The 15,707-nt window shown below is 72.9% G+C and carries 14 protein-coding genes; 1 reads left to right on the forward strand and 13 read right to left on the reverse strand.

All coding sequences use genetic code 11. From position 1 onward, the window contains the following. Nucleotides 1-396: 396 nt before the first annotated feature. From U2P90_RS19245 to U2P90_RS19280, 8 genes are all read right to left on the reverse strand, one after another. Entirely contained in the window at nucleotides 397-3,669 is a 3,273-nt protein-coding gene (locus tag U2P90_RS19245; protein WP_322474951.1) for a carboxypeptidase-like regulatory domain-containing protein, read from the reverse strand. 1 nt (nucleotide 3,670) lies between these two features. Further along, on the reverse strand, nucleotides 3,671-4,216 hold the full coding sequence (locus U2P90_RS19250; protein WP_322474952.1) for a hypothetical protein: 546 nt from the start codon (nucleotides 4,214-4,216) through the stop codon (nucleotides 3,671-3,673). Then, entirely contained in the window at nucleotides 4,213-5,031 is an 819-nt protein-coding gene (locus tag U2P90_RS19255) for a hypothetical protein (RefSeq protein WP_295814036.1), read from the reverse strand. The genes U2P90_RS19250 and U2P90_RS19255 overlap by 4 nt, the downstream gene beginning before the upstream one ends. Before the next feature lie 169 nt (nucleotides 5,032-5,200). After that, nucleotides 5,201-6,082: a hypothetical protein gene (locus U2P90_RS19260; protein ID WP_322474953.1), complete on the reverse strand. Its 882-nt coding sequence runs from the start codon at nucleotides 6,080-6,082 to the stop codon at nucleotides 5,201-5,203. Between the two features lie 188 nt (nucleotides 6,083-6,270). Further along, a complete protein-coding gene (locus U2P90_RS19265) occupies nucleotides 6,271-6,570 on the reverse strand; it encodes a hypothetical protein (RefSeq protein ID WP_322474954.1) in 300 nt (99 codons plus the stop codon). A 76-nt stretch (nucleotides 6,571-6,646) separates the two neighbouring features. Further along, entirely contained in the window at nucleotides 6,647-7,063 is a 417-nt protein-coding gene (locus U2P90_RS19270) for a hypothetical protein (protein ID WP_295814043.1), read from the reverse strand. A gap of 48 nt (nucleotides 7,064-7,111) precedes the next feature. After that, complete coding sequence (pxpB, locus tag U2P90_RS19275; protein WP_322474955.1) at nucleotides 7,112-8,677, reverse strand: 5-oxoprolinase subunit PxpB; 1,566 nt, start codon at nucleotides 8,675-8,677, stop codon at nucleotides 7,112-7,114. Beyond that, nucleotides 8,674-9,447: a LamB/YcsF family protein gene (locus U2P90_RS19280; protein WP_322474956.1), complete on the reverse strand. Its 774-nt coding sequence runs from the start codon at nucleotides 9,445-9,447 to the stop codon at nucleotides 8,674-8,676. Before U2P90_RS19280 ends, pxpB begins: the two co-directional genes overlap by 4 nt. A gap of 252 nt (nucleotides 9,448-9,699) precedes the next feature. Here U2P90_RS19280 and U2P90_RS19285 point away from each other — a divergent pair, with 252 nt between their 5' ends. Continuing rightward, nucleotides 9,700-10,731 carry a PDDEXK nuclease domain-containing protein gene (locus U2P90_RS19285; protein WP_322474957.1) on the forward strand — a complete coding sequence of 344 codons (1,032 nt, stop codon included), beginning with the start codon at nucleotides 9,700-9,702 and terminating at the stop codon, nucleotides 10,729-10,731. A 41-nt stretch (nucleotides 10,732-10,772) separates the two neighbouring features. Here U2P90_RS19285 and cobT read toward each other — a convergent pair whose 3' ends face one another. Genes cobT through cbiB form a run of 5 tightly spaced genes read right to left on the reverse strand, consistent with a single transcriptional unit; the run spans nucleotide 10,773 to nucleotide 15,705 of the window. Beyond that, nucleotides 10,773-11,843 (reverse strand): nicotinate-nucleotide--dimethylbenzimidazole phosphoribosyltransferase, encoded by a 1,071-nt coding sequence (gene cobT / locus U2P90_RS19290; RefSeq protein WP_380102247.1) that lies wholly within the window; start codon nucleotides 11,841-11,843, stop codon nucleotides 10,773-10,775. An 8-nt stretch (nucleotides 11,844-11,851) separates the two neighbouring features. Then, nucleotides 11,852-12,376, reverse strand: coding sequence for a bifunctional adenosylcobinamide kinase/adenosylcobinamide-phosphate guanylyltransferase (gene cobU / locus U2P90_RS19295; RefSeq protein WP_322474959.1), 525 nt, complete (start codon nucleotides 12,374-12,376; stop codon nucleotides 11,852-11,854). After that, a complete protein-coding gene (locus U2P90_RS19300; protein ID WP_322474960.1) occupies nucleotides 12,373-13,797 on the reverse strand; it encodes a cobyric acid synthase in 1,425 nt (474 codons plus the stop codon). Before U2P90_RS19300 ends, cobU begins: the two co-directional genes overlap by 4 nt. After that, complete coding sequence (locus tag U2P90_RS19305; protein ID WP_322474961.1) at nucleotides 13,790-14,827, reverse strand: pyridoxal phosphate-dependent aminotransferase; 1,038 nt, start codon at nucleotides 14,825-14,827, stop codon at nucleotides 13,790-13,792. Before U2P90_RS19305 ends, U2P90_RS19300 begins: the two co-directional genes overlap by 8 nt. Continuing rightward, on the reverse strand, nucleotides 14,812-15,705 hold the full coding sequence (cbiB, locus tag U2P90_RS19310; RefSeq protein ID WP_322474962.1) for an adenosylcobinamide-phosphate synthase CbiB: 894 nt from the start codon (nucleotides 15,703-15,705) through the stop codon (nucleotides 14,812-14,814). The genes U2P90_RS19305 and cbiB overlap by 16 nt, the downstream gene beginning before the upstream one ends. Nucleotides 15,706-15,707: the final 2 nt, after the last annotated feature.

Consider the following 15,707-nt stretch of genomic DNA (forward strand, 5'->3'; position numbering starts at 1 on the left):
CGGCGGCCGTCGTCGTCCGGATTGTGGGGGAGGGGATCGGACGCCGGAACCGGCGTCACCCCTCCAGGGTACTCGGTCGGCGTACAAAGGCAAGGGGACATGGCCGGCCGGCCTGTTCCCACGGGGGGGCCGGATGCCCCCGCGTGCACGGTGGGGCCCGGGCGGACCGCGCGTCCGTCTGGCCCGCCCCGGTTCCCCGGCCTTCAGAACTCCCCCTGCACGGAACCGCTGGACGCTGTCCAGGAGACGGTCGGTGCCGGAGGGCGGCGGCGCCGGGCACCGGCGGGCCCTGCCCGGACGCCGGCGCGGCGCGCCGCCGCCCTCGAGAACCAATTGTTACCGGCGGGCGCCCGGGGTGCTCACCGGAGGCTCACCCGATGTTGGTGGCCAGCCGGATCACGGGCGGCCGAGCACCGTGTACGTCGCGGTGGCGGCCGGCTGGCCGTCGACCAGCAGCGTGAGGGTATGGGTGCCCGGTGTCGTGCTGGCCATCACGTCGGCAAAGTAGCCCCGTGCTCCGCCCGCCGTCAGCAGGATGGTCTTGCCGCTCTCGTCGCGTACCGTGACCCGGCCGGCGGCCCCGAACACGGCGGCCTCCAGCTGCACGACCTGGCCGGGCAGGGCATTGAAGGGGCGCAGGCTCAGGTCCGTCGCCTTCAGCGAGGCGTCCACCAGCAGGAGCGCGCGGCCGGCGGTGCCGGTCTTGCCCTGCCACGCGGTGACCTCGACCTCCAGCGGCCCCTGGTGCGTGGCCGGCACCGCCACGGCGCCGCGCCACTCGTCGGTTCCGGCCACGTGGGTCAGGGCGACCTCCGGATCATCCAGCGTGACCCGATCGGCCCCCGGCGTCACCCGCACCACGAGCGGCACCGTCACGCCGGGCGGCACCGGCGTCTCGGGCAGCCACACGGTGACCTCGGTGCCGGTGGTGTCCAGCCCGCGCGTCTCCACGATGGCCGCCGCCGTGAAGTCGGCCGTGACCAGGGCGTGCGCGGTGTCGAGCTGCACCGTGCCCGGCTGGGGCGCCGTGTACGCGGCGTCGGTCCGGGGCACGACCGTGTACTGGCCGAAGCCCAGCATGCCCACGCGGTAGCGGCCCTCGGCGTCGGTGACGGCCACCGTCTCGCCCTGCGGCCCCACGACGCTCACCGGCACGCCCCCCAGGGGCTGGCCACTGTCGTCGCGCACCTGGCCCTGCACCGCGCCCACCTGCTGCACCGGCACGACCACGGCCACGCGACCCTTGAGCGGCACGGTCACGGGGGCCAGCGGAGCCAGGACATACTGGGCATCCACGCCGTCGGCCAGCTCCACCCGGTACGCGCCGGGCCGCACCTGCACGTGGCCGCGTCCCTGCGCGTCGGTGCCCAGTTCGCCCGGCCCGACCTTCAGGCGGATCGCGACCGGCCCCTCGCCGGCGTCGCGGGTGCCGTTGCGGTTGGCGTCCAGAAAGGCCTGAATGTCCGCCGTTCCGGCGTGGCGCCCCCCGAAGGCCGCCACGACCGCATCGGGGGTGCTGAGCGCCCCGCCCGGTGTGAAGGATGCGCCCAGGCGCACGCGGGTGTTGCCGCCCCCCTGCTGGGCGCTGGCCGACACCTGTACGGTCTCCAGAACCCGCACACCGATGGCAGCGCCGTACAGGACGGTTCCCGCCGCCCCGGTGACCGGATCCGCCGAGGTGTACCCACCGGTCAGCGCGGCGTTCCAGCGCCCGGCCGCGTATCCGGCACTGCCCTGCACCTGCCACGCCGTTCCGGCACCGGTGTGGGTGAGCTTCAGGTCCACGCTGCCCTGCACGCCGGTCACGGGCCGGAACCCGGCGCTGGCGGTGAGCAGCGTGGCCCCGGCCTGCACCTGCACACCGGCGGCCGCCCGCAGCGCCCCCCGGACGTACCCGGCCCCCGCGCCGTACACCAGGGCCCCGCCCTGATACCCGGCCAGACCCCGCAGCAGCACCTCGCCGTCGCCCACGGGCGTGCGGGACGTGAGCTGGACGTCGGTGCCCGCCGTGCCCTGCGCGTAGGTGGCCTGGCCCTCCAGGGTCAGGGTCGTGCGGCCCAGTGCCCACGCCTTGCTGGCCGCGACCCGGCTGCTGAAGCCGTCGCTGCCGTAGCCGGCCACGACCGAGGCCTGGACGCTGTCGTCCGGCGTCCACGTGGCCTGCCCGGACACGCTGTAGCGCGTGACGCCCTGCACGTGGCTCACCCCGGCAGTGGCGCTCACACCGATCGGCGCGACCTGCCGGGACGAGACCTTGACGTTCAGGGCGTGCGCCCCGCTCAGGCTGTCATAGACGTAGTCCTGGCGCACCAGCAGCGCGCGGTTCTCGTACCCCAGGCCCTGCGTGGCGACCACACCGAAGCGGTCGTCGCGGCGCACGGCGTACACGCCCACGGCCGGCGCATACGCCCCGAGCTGCCGCCGCCAGCTGACCCCGAAGGCCGTCGTGTGCTGCCCACCGAACTGCTGCGCCGCCGACAGCGTCACGCCGGACGTGTGCGTGACCCCGGCGCCCACCGTGTAGACCGCGTCGCCCCCCGGCGTCTCGGCCGCCTGCCGGGCCGCACTCACGCCGAAGGTGTAGTCGCCGCGCGTGTAGTTCACGCCCACGCCCACCCCCGACAGCGCGTCGGAGCTGCTCAGCACCACGCTGGTCTCGGCCCAGCGCACCTCGGCGCGGGCCGTGTCGCTGACCGTGCCGTCCGGGCGGCGCATGACGCTGTATCCGGCCGAGCCGGTCGCGTAGTCGCTGAGCGCGCCCCCGATCGAGGCCGAGACCCCGCCGTCCCAGAACCACGCGCCACCGTCCGGGTCGGCACCCGGTGCCGGAGTGGTGGTGGGCAGTCCGGGCAGCTCCGGCGTGGTCGAGGTGGCGCCGCCGGCGGTGGCCGTCGCCGGAGCCGGCGGGGCCGAGTCGTAGGTCACCTGCGGGGACACGCTGACCTGCCACGTGAGCTGCGGCCCGCTGCCGGCCGCCGCGTAACCCACCCCCAGCGCCAGGATCGCCTCGCGGCGCAGCTCCGGCGTGACGGTGCTCGCGGCCGACAGGGTCACGCTGTCGGCGTTGCCCAGACCCTTGTGCGTGTACGCGACCTGCACGGACGCCGACTCGCCGGGGGCCAGGGTGACGCGCGCCGGCGTCACGGTGGCGCTGCCCTCCACCGACAGGGCCACCGTGTCCGGCGCGTTGCCGGTGTTCGTGACCTGCGCGGCGAACGTCCGCTGCTCACCGGGCCGCACGCGGCCGGACGCCGGAAAGTCCAGTGTGAAGCCCGGCCGGGCCGGAACCTCGACGTGCGCGGTCACGTCCAGCGGGGCCAAGCCGTCGCCGCTGAGCCGGAAGGTCAGCGCCTGGGTGCCGGCCCGCGCGTCCTCGGGCACGTACACGTTCAGCAGCGTCGGGCCGCGGCCCACCTCGACGGCGTCCGAGAGCAGCGTCCAGCCGGGGGGCAGCGTCGCCTCGACGTGGTACGTGCCGCCCGTCTGCCCGGCAGACTCCGGCACCCGTCCGGCCAGCGGCAGCGACACGAAGCTGCCGGGCGCCGCGCTGGTCACGGCGGCCGGGGCCGCCAGGGCGGCGCCCACACCGCCGGGCAGGCCCGCGGCGCCCAGCAGCAGGAGCCCGGTCGCCAGCACCCGGCCGGGGCTCAGGACTCGCGTGGCCGGCATGTCACCGCGCCTCGACGCTCCAGCTCAGGACGGCCTGGCTGCGGCCTGCCGGCTCGTCACCCTCGAGGCGCAGGCGCAGCACGATCTCGAAGGTGGCGGCGCCGGTCGTGGGCAGCAGCCCGATCACCTGCAGCGCCGTGCTCGGCACGAAGGGCGCGCCGTTGACGCTGTACTCGATGCGGTCGAGCGGCAGGGCGGGCTGTCCGGGCACCGTGACCACGTGGGCCCGCAGCACCAGCGCCGCGCTGCTCAGGGCGCTCTGCACGCTCAGGTGGATGTTCCGGGCGTCGCCGCTGGCCGGGTAGTACGCCGGACTGGTCTTCGAGAACGGCACCGCCGGCGGGTACGGCGCGTCGCCGCTGCCCGGTGCGAAGGCCACCGAGACCGTCAGTTTCTGGCCGTCGAGCAGCACCACGGACGTGGCCGGTACCGCGGTCGGCACGGTCATGCCCGGCAGTACCGATCCCGGCAGCGCCGTGCCCGTGCCCTGGGCGCCGGCCGGCGTCCCCGCGATCAGCGCGGCCAGCAGCGCCGCGCGGGCGGTCATGGGCCCACCACCAGGGGGGCCTGTCCGGTGAACAGCTTGCCCTGCCCGTATTTCAGGGCGAACAGCACCTGGTACTGCCCGGCCGGCAGGGTCGGGGTGCCGGCGCCGGTGAACGCGCGGGTGTAGCCGGGCAGGGCGACACTCTCGCCCAGGTCGATGGTCGCGACCGGCTGACCGCCGGCGTTCACGACCACGGCCCGGCCGGCCGCGCGCACCAGCGCCGTCCCGGTGTTCTTCACCGTCGCGCTGACGTTCAGCGTGCCGCCGCGGTACGCGGCCTGAACGGCCGTGAGCTTCGCATCGAAGCGCGGCTGGCCCACCTGCACGTAGATGATCTGCCCGACATCCACGTTGTAGTTCATGGTCACGCTGTTGCTCGACGGCGCAGGCTTCGCGGCGTCGGGCGCGTCGCTCTTGAAGAACAGCACGCTCCAGTACAGGCCCGGCGCGGTACCGGCCGGCACGCTGATGGTGTAGCGCACCTGCTGGGACTCGCCGGCCCCCAGGCGGAACGTCCCGGGCGAGACCTGCAGCCAGCGCCCCACGCTGCTCTTCAGGCTGCCGCCGGACACGTACTGCGCCTCGCCGGTCACGGGCAGCACGAAGTCGCTCGTGTACGTGCCGATGGCCATGACGGCCTCGCCGGCCTTGCCGGGATTGCGGACGGTCACCGAGTGGTTCAGGGACTGGCCCGGCTGGACGGCCAGTTCGACGCGTGACACGTCCAGGCTGACCCCGGTGGCGGCCAGGGCGGTCGTGCCGGCCAGGGCGCCCAGAGCGGTCACGGTGTGGAGCATTCGGTTCAGGCGCTTCATGGGAGTCCTCCGGTCGGGCTGCGGTGCGGTTCACTCGGGGGGAAAATCAGCACTCTCGTGTTGTGGCACAGCCAAAAGTGGTGCATCAGGATCGCCGGGGGGACGGCGTCCGAGAGAAGGAGCGGCTGACGGGAACGGAACCACGCCGTTCACATCAGCCGCACCTGGGTCAGAAGGTGCCGGTCAGCTTGAAGTTCACAGCGGCAGTCTTGTCGCCAGCCGTCTCGCTGCCGTCGAAGACCAGCGCCTCGAGGATGTAGTCGTCAAGCCAGCCGCCGGTGGTCTTGCCGCCCAGGCCGGCCTGGGTGTTCGTGAAGTCCAGGCTGCCCGGCACGCCATTGCTGTACAGCGTCTTGACAAATTTCGCGCCATTGGGAACGCCGCCGGGCATGGTGCCAGGCAGCATGTCGCCGAGCACGAGTTTGGGGAAGCCCGGCGTCACGCCGGACACCGAGACGTTGACCTTCCAGTTGGTCGAGTTGGTGAACTTCTCGACGATCTTGCGGTTGAAGCAGATGATCGGGCCCTTCCACGTGACGCTGCCCTTGGCGTTGTCGTAGACGATGCCGGGGTAGCTCTCCACGCGGTTCTTCAGCTGGGTTTCCAGGCCCGTGAGGCCCGCCAGGTTGACCGTCCCCGCGAAGGAGTAGGGATTGCCGCTGATGGCCTGGTTGTCGCCCTTCCAGTACGTGCCGGCGCGGTTCATGATCGCCTCGATGTCGATCACGTCGTCCCGGCCGGTGGTCGGGTTGTGTTCGCCGGCGCGGTAGCAGTCGCAGTTCTTGAGGTTGAAGAGGTCGACGGTCCACGACTTCTCGTGCAGGTGCATGGCGACCACGGCCGGGATCGAGACGGTGATGTTCTCGGTCAGGGTGGACGACAGGTTACCGCGGAAGACCTGGTCTTCCTTCTGGACATCGACCACGCCGTTTCCGGTCGAGCAGCCCGTCACCTTCGGGTCGCAGGGCGGCGGCGTCCATCGGAAGTCCTCGGCCCCCGCCGTACCGAGAGCGCCGAGCAGCAGTGAGCCAGCAAGCATCAGGTATTTCATATCCTTCCCCCAGTCGGGCGTGAAGCCCGGCACCAGAACCCTCCGTTCCGGTGTTGGGTGAAGCGTAGTGAACAGCGCGTTAAGCCCAGGTTGAGATCCGCCGGATGCCGTTACAGGTCACGCACCGGCATGTAACGCCCGCTGTAACGGCCACGCGGGGCGTGGCCGCCTCCATGACGTGGCCGCCGTCATGGCACGGTGTAACGGTCAGGCCCACGGCCTTGCCGTTGCCCGTAGCACTGCACGCCCAGGGCCAGCACCCACAGGCGGGCCGGCAGACCGGTGGCCCGCCACGTCCCGACATGGAGCTGCACCGCCAGAAGGGCGTGGAATGCGGCGTCCTCGGGATCCGGCAGGTCGTGGCGGATCGCCAGGGCCACGAGCAGGCCCGTGAAGGCGTGCACACATGGCGTCAGATCCCGGCCTCCGCTGTCGATGAGATGGCCCAGCGCCTCTTCACAGACGTCGGGGGCCAGCGTTCCGGGCATGGGCTCAGTCTGCTCTCACGCTCCAGCCGCTCATGTGAGCGCCGTTCACGTGACGCTGGGACAGTGGGCGGGCCGCCTACAGGTTGGTCACGTCGGGCTGGCCGTTGTACACGCCCATCACGGTGAATCCCTCGTGCGCGTCGGCCGGTACGGGCGACAGGGACACGAGCCTGACCTTGACGCCCCCGATCACGGCCAGCACGCCCTGTCCGTCGTCTCCGGCCTGCTGGAGATACGACACGGGCACCGCCACCAGCCCCCGCAGCCGGCCCCGCCCGGCCGCCAGGGCCTGCTCACGCTCGTCGGCACCCAGTGACATCGGGTCGAACCGGACATGCCCGCCCACCCGCTCCAGCGCGAAGAAGGTCAGGCGTGACGGCGTGTCGCCCGGCCAGCCCTCCGGCGCGCTGACCGTCTCGGTACGGCCGCTGGGCGCGTATTTCGGCACGTCGGTCGGACGCTCAGGCAGGGTCAGGGGCACCACGACGGTCATGACCCGATTGTACGGACTGGATCCGGGCGCGGCGGTGTGACGGCCAGGTCAAGTCTTGGGGTTCCGGGGGAGCGCCGGCATGGTCCACGCCACGGTGTCCGCCACCGCCTGGAACGTCACGGACTGACCGGGCCGGAGCTGCGCGGCCAGCGGCAGGTCGAGGGGATGCACGACCGCCGGCTTGGCATATCCGCCCAGCCGGCCCCGGTCGACCAGGAGGACGATCGGCTCCCCGGCCGGCGTGATCTGCACGGCCCCCAGCGGCGTGCCCTCGCTGATCACCTGACCGCCGGGCACACGCGGGCCGCCCAGACGCAGGCCCATGCGGTCGGCGGCCGCCACCCGGAAGGTCGCGCCGTCGAGCGCCCGCAGGGCCTCGGCACTGGCCTGGGGGCCGGGCCGCAGACGCAGCGTGACCGCCTCCGGCAGCGTCAGCGGCATGCTGGCGAAGCCGGGCACGGCGGCGACTTCACGGGCCACGCCCAGCACGTCCCCGGCCCGCAGGGGCCGACCGACCCGGCCGAGCAGATCGGTGTCGGCGCTGCCCAGGAATGGCGTGGTCTCCAGGCCGCCCGCCACCGCGAGGTACGCCCGCGCCCCGTGGCGGGTGGACGTGAAGCGCAGCGTCTCCCCCGCCCGCAGCACGAAGCCCTGCTGCATGGGCCGCGTGTCGGCCACCATCCCGAAGCCGGCGATCCCCACCACCATGTCTCGCAGCGCGGTCAGCACCGGGCCACGCAGGGTCAGTTCCAGCAGCGGGGTGCCGGGCGGATTGCCGACCAGCCCGTTGGCGAAATCGGCCGAGCGCACGTCCAGCGGCCCACTGCGCGCCAGTCCCCGGTGGCCCTGGCGCACGCGGCCCCCGCCCAGCAGCAGGTCGAGTAGCCCCGGTTCCTCGATCCGCAGGGCCGGGCGCGCGGGATGCGCGGGCCACGTCTCCCGCACGGCGGGCAGGACAGGGGTCTCGCCGTCACCGGGCACGAAGCGCACCGTGTCGCCCGCGTCCAGCAGGAAGGGGCGGTCGCGGTTGGGGTCGTAGACCGACTCCAGGGCGGTGCCCAGCAGGTTCCAGCCCCCCGGCGACGGCAGCGGGTACACACACGTCTGCGCGTTCGCGATCGCCACCGCGCCCGCCGGCACCTGCGGCCGGGGCGTGTCGCGGCGGGGCACGCGCAGCCCTTCCGGCACCTCCCCCAGGAAGGGAAACCCCGGCGTGAAACCCACGGCGTACACGCGGTACGCATTCTCGGTATGCCGCCGGATCACCTCGGCCACGCTCAGGCCGGTGCGGGTGGCCACGTCCGGCAGATCCGGGCCGTCGTAGCGCACGGGGAGGTCGACGTGGCGGCCCCCCTCCTCAGCTCCGGTGCCCAGCGTGTCCAGATGCCGCTGCACCCACGCCCGCACACGCTCCGGCGGGATCACGGCGGCGTCGAAGTCCACGTAGACGTTCCCGTAGCCGGGCAGCACGTCATCCACCCCCCCCGGCAGATCCGCCATCAGGGCGCGGTGCAGCGTGTGCAGGCGGGCGTTCTGGCCGGCGTCCAGCACCTCCGAGAACTGCACATACAGCCCGTCGTGCAGGCCACGGGTCACGCCCAGGGGCCGGATCATGGCACGGCGAAGGGCCGAACCCCGACACCCACGCCGGCCAGCGCGTCCCGGATGGCGCGGGCGATCTCCACGGCGTTCGGGTTGTCGCCGTGGATGCACAGCGTGTCGGGGCGGCACTCGAAGACGCCGCCGTCGATGGCCTCGACGTGCCCCTGCGTGACCATCGTCACGGCGCGGCGGGCGGCCTCCTGCGGGTCGTGGATGGACGAGCCGGGCATGGAGCGCGGCGCGAGCCGGCCATCGCGCAGATATGCGCGTTCCGGGAAGGTCTCCAGCACGACCGGCACGCCCAGGGCACGCGCCTCGGTTTCCAGGTGGGTGGCGGGCAGCACGACCAGCGGCAGCGCCGGGTCGGCGTCGCGGGTCGCCTGCGCGATGGCGTGGGCTGTGGGCGCGTGCGTCCACGCCCGGGTCGAGAGCGCCCCGTGCGCCTTGACGTGCCGCAGGGCGGTTCCCGCCGCCCGCGCCATGCCCGACACGGCCGACACCTGATACAGCACGTCGGCGTACACCTGCTCGGGCGTGGCCTCCAGCACGCGCCGCCCGAAGCCCGCCAGATCCGGGTAACTGGGGTGTGCCCCGATCCCGACGCCGTGCGAGGCCGCCAGCGCAATCGTCGCCTGGATCGTCCGGGGATCGCCCGCGTGGAAGCCGCACGCGACATTCACGCTGGACAGCAGCGGAAACAGCGCGGCGTCGTCCCCCAGCGTCCACGCGCCGAAGGACTCGCCCGCATCGGCATTCAGGTCGATAAACCGGGTGGGGGTCATGGGGCGGCCGGGGGGAGGGGCAGTGGAGTAAGGATCATGGCCGGGGCTCCTTGGGGGTGGGGCAGATGGGGCCCAGTATCGGGGCTGGCCAGCGCTCCGTCATCCACCGCTCTTCACCTGACCGACGCCCGGCACGTCCACCTGCGCGAAGGGGCGCACTTCGTGCCGGGCCGCCGCCGTCCCCCCCACGCAGCTTCAGGGCCAGCCAGGGACGCTCAGCTCTGTGCCGGACGCGCCATACTGCCCCTCGACATGACGTCTGGCCGTCCGCTCCCCGATGACTATGCCGCGCTGCTCACCGACCTCAAGGGTCAGATCCGTGGGGCGCAGGTGCGGGCGGCCCTGGCGGTCAACCGCGAACTGCTGGGCCTGTACTGGCGGATCGGTCAGGCCATCGTGCAGCGGCAGGCACAACGGGGATGGGGGGCAAAGGTCATCGATCAGCTCTCGCGAGATCTCAAGGCCGAGTTCCCCGAACTGAAGGGCTTTTCCCCGACCAACCTCAAGTACATGCGGTCGTTTGCCGAGGCCTACCCGGACTATGGAGATGGTCAACAGCCTGTTGACCAATTGCCCTGGGGCCATCTGGTGTCCCTGCTCACCAGCGTCAAAGATCCCGCCACCCGCGAGTGGTACGCCCGTGCCACCCTCCAGCACGGCTGGAGCCGCAATGTGCTGGTGCACCAGATCGATTCCCGCCTGCACGAACGCCAGGGGCAGGCGAGTACGACCTTTGACCGCACGCTGCCCGCCGCACAATCCGAGCTGGCCACACAGCTCCTGAAAGATCCCTACACCTTCGACTTCCTGTCGCTGGGCACCGAGGCCCACGAGCGCGACCTCGAACGCGGCCTGCTGGCGCACCTGCGCGACTTCATGCTGGAACTCGGCGTGGGCTTCGCCTTCGTGGGCAGCCAGCACCACCTCGAGGTCGGCGGCGAGGACTTCTACCTCGATCTGCTCTTCTACCACGTCAAGCTGCGCTGCTACGTGATCATCGACCTCAAGATCGGCGACTTCAGACCCGAGTACGTCGGCAAGATGAACTTCTACCTGGCGGTGGCCGATGACCTGCTGCGCCATCCGGACGACGCGCCGAGCATCGGCCTGCTGCTGTGCCGGACGCAGAATAAGGTGGTGGCGGAGTACGCCCTGCGGGGAGTGAACCGGCCGCTGGGAATCAGTTCGTACCAGCTGGCGCAGGCGCTGCCGCAGGAGCTGGCCGGGCAGCTGCCCAGCGTGGAGGCGCTGGAGGCGGAACTGGAGGGGATCGGGGAGGGGTGATACGGCGCGGTGCTGGAGACGGTTCCGTGCCGGCCTGAACCCTACTCCGGCTCCTTCTCCGCGCCCGGTACCCCGGCCTCTGCAAACGTCCGCATCTCGCGCAGGGTGGCCGCCGCCGCGAGCAGCAGGGGCGCGGCCAGGACGCCGCCGGTGCCCTCGCCCAGGCGGAGGTTCAGGGCGAACATCGGGCGCAGGTTCAGGTGCTCAAGCTGCGCGGCGTGGCCGGTCTCGGCGCACACGCCGGCCGGGAACAGATACTCGCCCAGGTGTGGGGCGAGCGCCACGCCGATCAACGCGGCGCTGCCCTCCACGAAGCCGTCGAGGATCACGGCCCGCCGCAACGCCGCCGCCTGGAGCATCATGCCCAGCATGGCGGCGATCTCGTAGCCGCCGAACTCGGCCAGGACAGTCAGCGGGTCGGTGGTCGGCGTGCGGGCCAGCGCCGTGCGGACGACCTCGACCTTGCGGGCCAGTCCCGCGTCGTCCACGCCAGTGCCGCGCCCCGTGACCGAGGCTGGATCGAGGTTCAACATTCGCGCCGTGATTGCCGCCGCCGCCGTGGTGTTCCCGATCCCCAGCTCGCCGGGCACGACGATGTCCGCGCCGTCCAGGGTGGCCTGCCGGGCCAGGGCGGCGCCGGCCAGGATCAGAACTTCCACCTCCTCTGCCGTCATCGCCGCCTCGGCGCTCAGGTCACGGCTGCCCCGGCGCACGGCGGCCCGCACCAGCGCGGGGTGATCGGGCAGGTCGGCATTGACCCCGGCGTCCATGACGTACACGCGGGCCCCCACGCTGCGGGCGATGGCGTTCACGGCCGCGCCGCCGGGGCCGTGCGGCGTGTCGGCCAGGAAGTTGGCGACCATGGCGGGCGTCACCTCAGGCGGGTACGCGCTGACGCCGGCGCGGGCCACGCCGTGGTCCCCGGCCGCGACGAGCACCGCCACGCCACGCGGGTCGGGCCGCCCGGTGCCGAACACGCCCGCCAGCCGCACGCCGAGAGTCTCCAGATCGCCCAGTGCCCCGGCGGGCTTGGTGAGCTGGGCCTGCCGCTCCTGGGCGCGGTTCACGGCAGAGTGATCGAGGGGGGGGATGGACTGGATCAGCGTATTCAGGTCGTCGGTCACGGTGAGGTTCCTTTCAGGGTGAGCGGCAGGCCGCTGGCGATCAGGTAGGCATCGTCGCTGGCAGTGGCGGCCCGCTGGTTCACCCGGCCCAGCACATCGCGGTACAGCCGGGCCAGGGCGTTGTCCGGGACGATGCCCGAACCGACCTCGTTGGTGACGAACACCGTCAGGCCAGCGCGGGTGCGGGCCACATCCAGCAGTTCACACGTGGCGTCCAGCACGGTCTGTTCCGTCCATCCGGCCAGCAGGGCGTTGCTGACCCACAGGCTCAGGCAGTCGAGCAGGGCGGTCGGCGTGATAACGGTTCGCAGTGCACCTGCGACGTGCAGCGGCTCCTCCAGCGTGCGCCACCCGGCCGGGCGGTCAGCGATATGGCGGCCGATGCGCTCGTGCATCTCGTCGTCGAAGGCCTGCGCCGTCGCCAGGTACGTGACGGCCCCGCCCTCCTGCGCGGCGCGGCGTTCCGCGAAGGTGCTCTTGCCGCTGCGGGCCCCGCCGGTCACGAGGACGATCCGGGTCACAGCATGGCCTCGATGACCGACCAGTCCAGACTTTCCCGTACCCGCGCGGCGATGGCGTCCAGGCGGGCGTCCAGCGAGTCCAGACCGGCGGGCACCGGCAGTCCGGCCCACGACAGGAAGCGCTCCAGATACGCGGGGTTCTCCAGCAGGCCGTGCACGTACGTGCCGCGCACGTTGCCCTGCCGCCACAGCACGCCCGGCACCAGCGCCAGGGCCCCCGGCCCGGTCACCGTCCGGCCGTGGTGGATCTCGTAGCCGCTCAGGGTGAAGCCCGTCTCGGGATCCGTGAAGGTAGTCTGCACGGTCGTCTTGTCCGGCGCGAAGTCGGTGTGCAGGTCGAGGAGGCCCAGGCCGGGCACCTCTGCCCCGCCCCCCTCCACGCCGTGGGGATCGCGGATGGACACGCCCAGCATCTGCATTCCGCCGCACACGCCCAGCACCGGCACGCCCCCGTTGGCCATGCGCGTGATCGCCCCCGCGAGGCCCGTGGCCCGCAGCCAGCCCAGGTCAGCGGCCGTGCTCTTGCTGCCGGGCAGGATGACGGCCTGGGCGCCGCGCAGCTCGTCCGGGGACGTGACCCAGCGGGCCAGTCCCTCCAGCGGCGCGAACTCGTCGAGATTGCTCACGCGCGGCAGGCGGGGAATGGCGACGAAACCGGCGTGGCCGCCATCCGAGGGTCGGGGCGACCCGGCCAGATCACCGTGGAGCCACACCCCATCCTCTTCCGGCAATGGGACATCCAGCAGGGGAACCACGCCCACCGTCGGCACCCCCGTCTGCGCTTCAAGCCACGCGGGCGCGGGGGCCAGCAGCGCCGGGTCGCCCCGGAAGCGGTTCAGGATGAAGCCGCGCAGGCGTGCCCGTTCCTGGGGTTCCAGGCAGTGCCACGTGCCCAGCAGGTGCGCGAAGGCCCCGCCCCGGTCGATGTCGGCCGCGAGCAGCACCCCGGCCTGCGCCTCGAGCGCCACGCGCATGTTCACGATGTCGCTGGCGCGCAGGTTGACCTCGGCGGGGCTGCCCGCGCCCTCGATCACGACCACGTCGTAGTCGGCCAGCAGACCGTGCAGGGCGGTCTGCACGTGCGGCCACAGGTGGGCCTTGCGCCCGCGCCACGGCAGCTCGGTGATCACGGGATCGGCGTGGCCCAGCAGCACCACCTGCGAGCGGGTGTCGGCCTCGGGCTTCAGGAGCACCGGGTTCATGCGGACATCCGGCACCACCCGCGCCGCCCGCGCCTGGACGAGCTGGGCGCGGCCCATCTCCAGCCCGGCAGGGGTCACGCCCGCGTTGTTGCTCATGTTCTGCGCCTTGAAGGGAGCGACCCGCACGCCCGCGTTCGACAGCGCCCGGCACAGTGCGGCCGTGAGGTAGCTCTTGCCCGCGCTGCTGGTGCAGCCCTGGATCATGATCGCCCTACCCATGCCGGCCCCGTGTGCCGAGCAGTTCCCGCAGCGCCCGCACCAGCGTGGCGTTCTCGCCAGGCATCCGGGTGCCGATCCGCAGGGTGTCGGGCAGGCCATAGCTGGCGCAGTCGCGCACGCGCAGGCCGCGTGACAACAGCTCGGCACACACGCGTGCGGCGTCGGGCACGCGCAGCGTCATATACGGCGTGCCGTGGTGCTCGACGCGGCCCAGGCCCGCGAGGTCGGCCGCCAGCGCGGCGGCGTGCTGGGCCACACGCGGCAGCGTCTGCGCCAGGAACGAGGCTCCCTGCGGCAGCGCGGCCAGTACCGCCGCCGTGCCCGCCGGGACGTGCCACGCCGGGGCGAGGTTGTCGAGGGTGTCCACGACCTCGGGGTCGGCCAGGGCGTAGGCGGGCCGCGCCCCGACGAGTCCGTGCGCCTTGCCGGGCGACAGCACGCGCACCACGGCCGGATGCCGGGGTGGCGTGGGCAGGGCCGCGAAGGGAGCGTAGGCCTCGTCCACGACCAGCAGCGCCCCCGACGCGGCGCAGGTGTCGGCCAGGACGCGCAGCTGATCCGGCGTGGGGGCGTGTCCGGTCGGATTATGCGGGTACCCCACGTACACGAGCCGCGTGCCGGTCGGGAGGGTGGCCGGACACTCCGGCACCGTGACCACCGTGGCCCGCCCCAGGGCGGCGGCCCGCGCGAGTTCCCCGAAGGGCGCGTGGAGGCTCAGCAGCATGTGGCCGGCTGGCAGGTACGCCCGCACCAGCCGGTGCAGCAGCTCCGAGGCTCCCGTGGCGAGCGTGACATGGGCAGCGTCCAGCCCGTGCCACGTGCCCAGGCGGGAACGCACCTCCGAATACGCGGGATCGGGATACGCCGCGTGATCGGCGTCGCGCAGCGCCTGCACCAGCAGCGGATTCGGGCCGTAGGGATTGGCGTTCACGCTGAAGTCCAGGCCGGAAAAGCGCGTGGCGTCCGGGCCGCCGTGTGGCACCCGGGGCACGCGGGGGGGCAGGTCGCCGGGAATCACCGTGTCCTCCATATCCCCGGCAGCATGACGCACCCGGCCGCCAGCAGCAGCGTGCGGCGGGCCAGTGCCAGGGCACGGGGCAGGTCGGCGGGCAGCGGGGGCCGCCCGGCCGCGTTCAGGACATACACGCCGCGTTTTTCCACGCGCACCCCCAGCGCCCCGGCGAAGGCGCTCATGGGGTGGCCGCCGTTCGGACTGGGCGTGGCCCGCCGGTCGCGGGCCCACACGCGCCAGCCCCGGCCCCCGGCCGCCAGCAGGGCACACCCGGCGGTGAGCCGCGCCGGCCCCAGGTTCAGCACGTCGTCGGCGTGGGCGGCGACCTTGCCGGGCCATTCCAGCTCCGGTGTACGGTAGCCCCACATCGCGTCGGCGGTGTTCGTGAAGCGGTACGCGGCGGCCAGCGGCAGGCCCCCCACGCGGGCCGCGAGCAGCGGTGCGACGACGCTGTCGGAGATGTTCTCCGCGAGGCTGGCGATCGCCGCGCCCGCCACCCCGGAGGCGTCCAGGGTGGAGGTATCGCGGCTCACGAGGTGCCACGACAGCAGGCGGCGGGCCTCGGGGAGGTTCCCGGCTGCCAGCGCGTCATGCACCTCCTGCACGGCCGCGAACAGCGCCCGGCGGGCCAGCAGCGGCTTGAGGAGCACGCCCTGTACGGGCCACGGCAGGCGGGACGCCAGTGCCCCGATCCCCGCGCTGACGGCCACTCCCAGCCCCCACCCGGCTGCCCCCTCGATCAGTTGCCCGGCAGGTGTGCCCCCCCGCCAGCGCGAGCGGGCCGCGTTCAGAGACGACCCCATCCACACGACGGGGTGGGCCCACGCGGGCGGCTCGCCCAGCGTGTCCAGCGCCAGGGCGAGCACCACAGCACGGCGGGGGACTGGACGCAGCACCT

The organism is Deinococcus sp. AB2017081 (assembly GCF_034440735.1).
In the GTDB taxonomy this organism is placed as follows: Bacteria; Deinococcota; Deinococci; order Deinococcales; family Deinococcaceae; genus Deinococcus; species Deinococcus rufus.

What these genes read in the sequence shown, in the direction of transcription:
- U2P90_RS19245 (WP_322474951.1), bottom strand. Translation starts at nt 3,669, where the DNA reads ATGCCGGCCACGCGAGTCCTGAGCCCCGGCCGGGTGCTGGCGACCGGG.
- U2P90_RS19250 (WP_322474952.1), bottom strand. Translation starts at nt 4,216, where the DNA reads ATGACCGCCCGCGCGGCGCTGCTGGCCGCGCTGATCGCGGGGACGCCG.
- U2P90_RS19255 (WP_295814036.1), bottom strand. Translation starts at nt 5,031, where the DNA reads ATGAAGCGCCTGAACCGAATGCTCCACACCGTGACCGCTCTGGGCGCC.
- U2P90_RS19260 (WP_322474953.1), bottom strand. Translation starts at nt 6,082, where the DNA reads ATGAAATACCTGATGCTTGCTGGCTCACTGCTGCTCGGCGCTCTCGGT.
- U2P90_RS19265 (WP_322474954.1), bottom strand. Translation starts at nt 6,570, where the DNA reads ATGCCCGGAACGCTGGCCCCCGACGTCTGTGAAGAGGCGCTGGGCCAT.
- U2P90_RS19270 (WP_295814043.1), bottom strand. Translation starts at nt 7,063, where the DNA reads ATGACCGTCGTGGTGCCCCTGACCCTGCCTGAGCGTCCGACCGACGTG.
- pxpB (WP_322474955.1), bottom strand. Translation starts at nt 8,677, where the DNA reads ATGATCCGGCCCCTGGGCGTGACCCGTGGCCTGCACGACGGGCTGTAT.
- U2P90_RS19280 (WP_322474956.1), bottom strand. Translation starts at nt 9,447, where the DNA reads ATGACCCCCACCCGGTTTATCGACCTGAATGCCGATGCGGGCGAGTCC.
- U2P90_RS19285 (WP_322474957.1), top strand. Translation starts at nt 9,700, where the DNA reads ATGACGTCTGGCCGTCCGCTCCCCGATGACTATGCCGCGCTGCTCACC.
- U2P90_RS19300 (WP_322474960.1), bottom strand. Translation starts at nt 13,797, where the DNA reads ATGGGTAGGGCGATCATGATCCAGGGCTGCACCAGCAGCGCGGGCAAG.
- U2P90_RS19305 (WP_322474961.1), bottom strand. Translation starts at nt 14,827, where the DNA reads ATGGAGGACACGGTGATTCCCGGCGACCTGCCCCCCCGCGTGCCCCGG.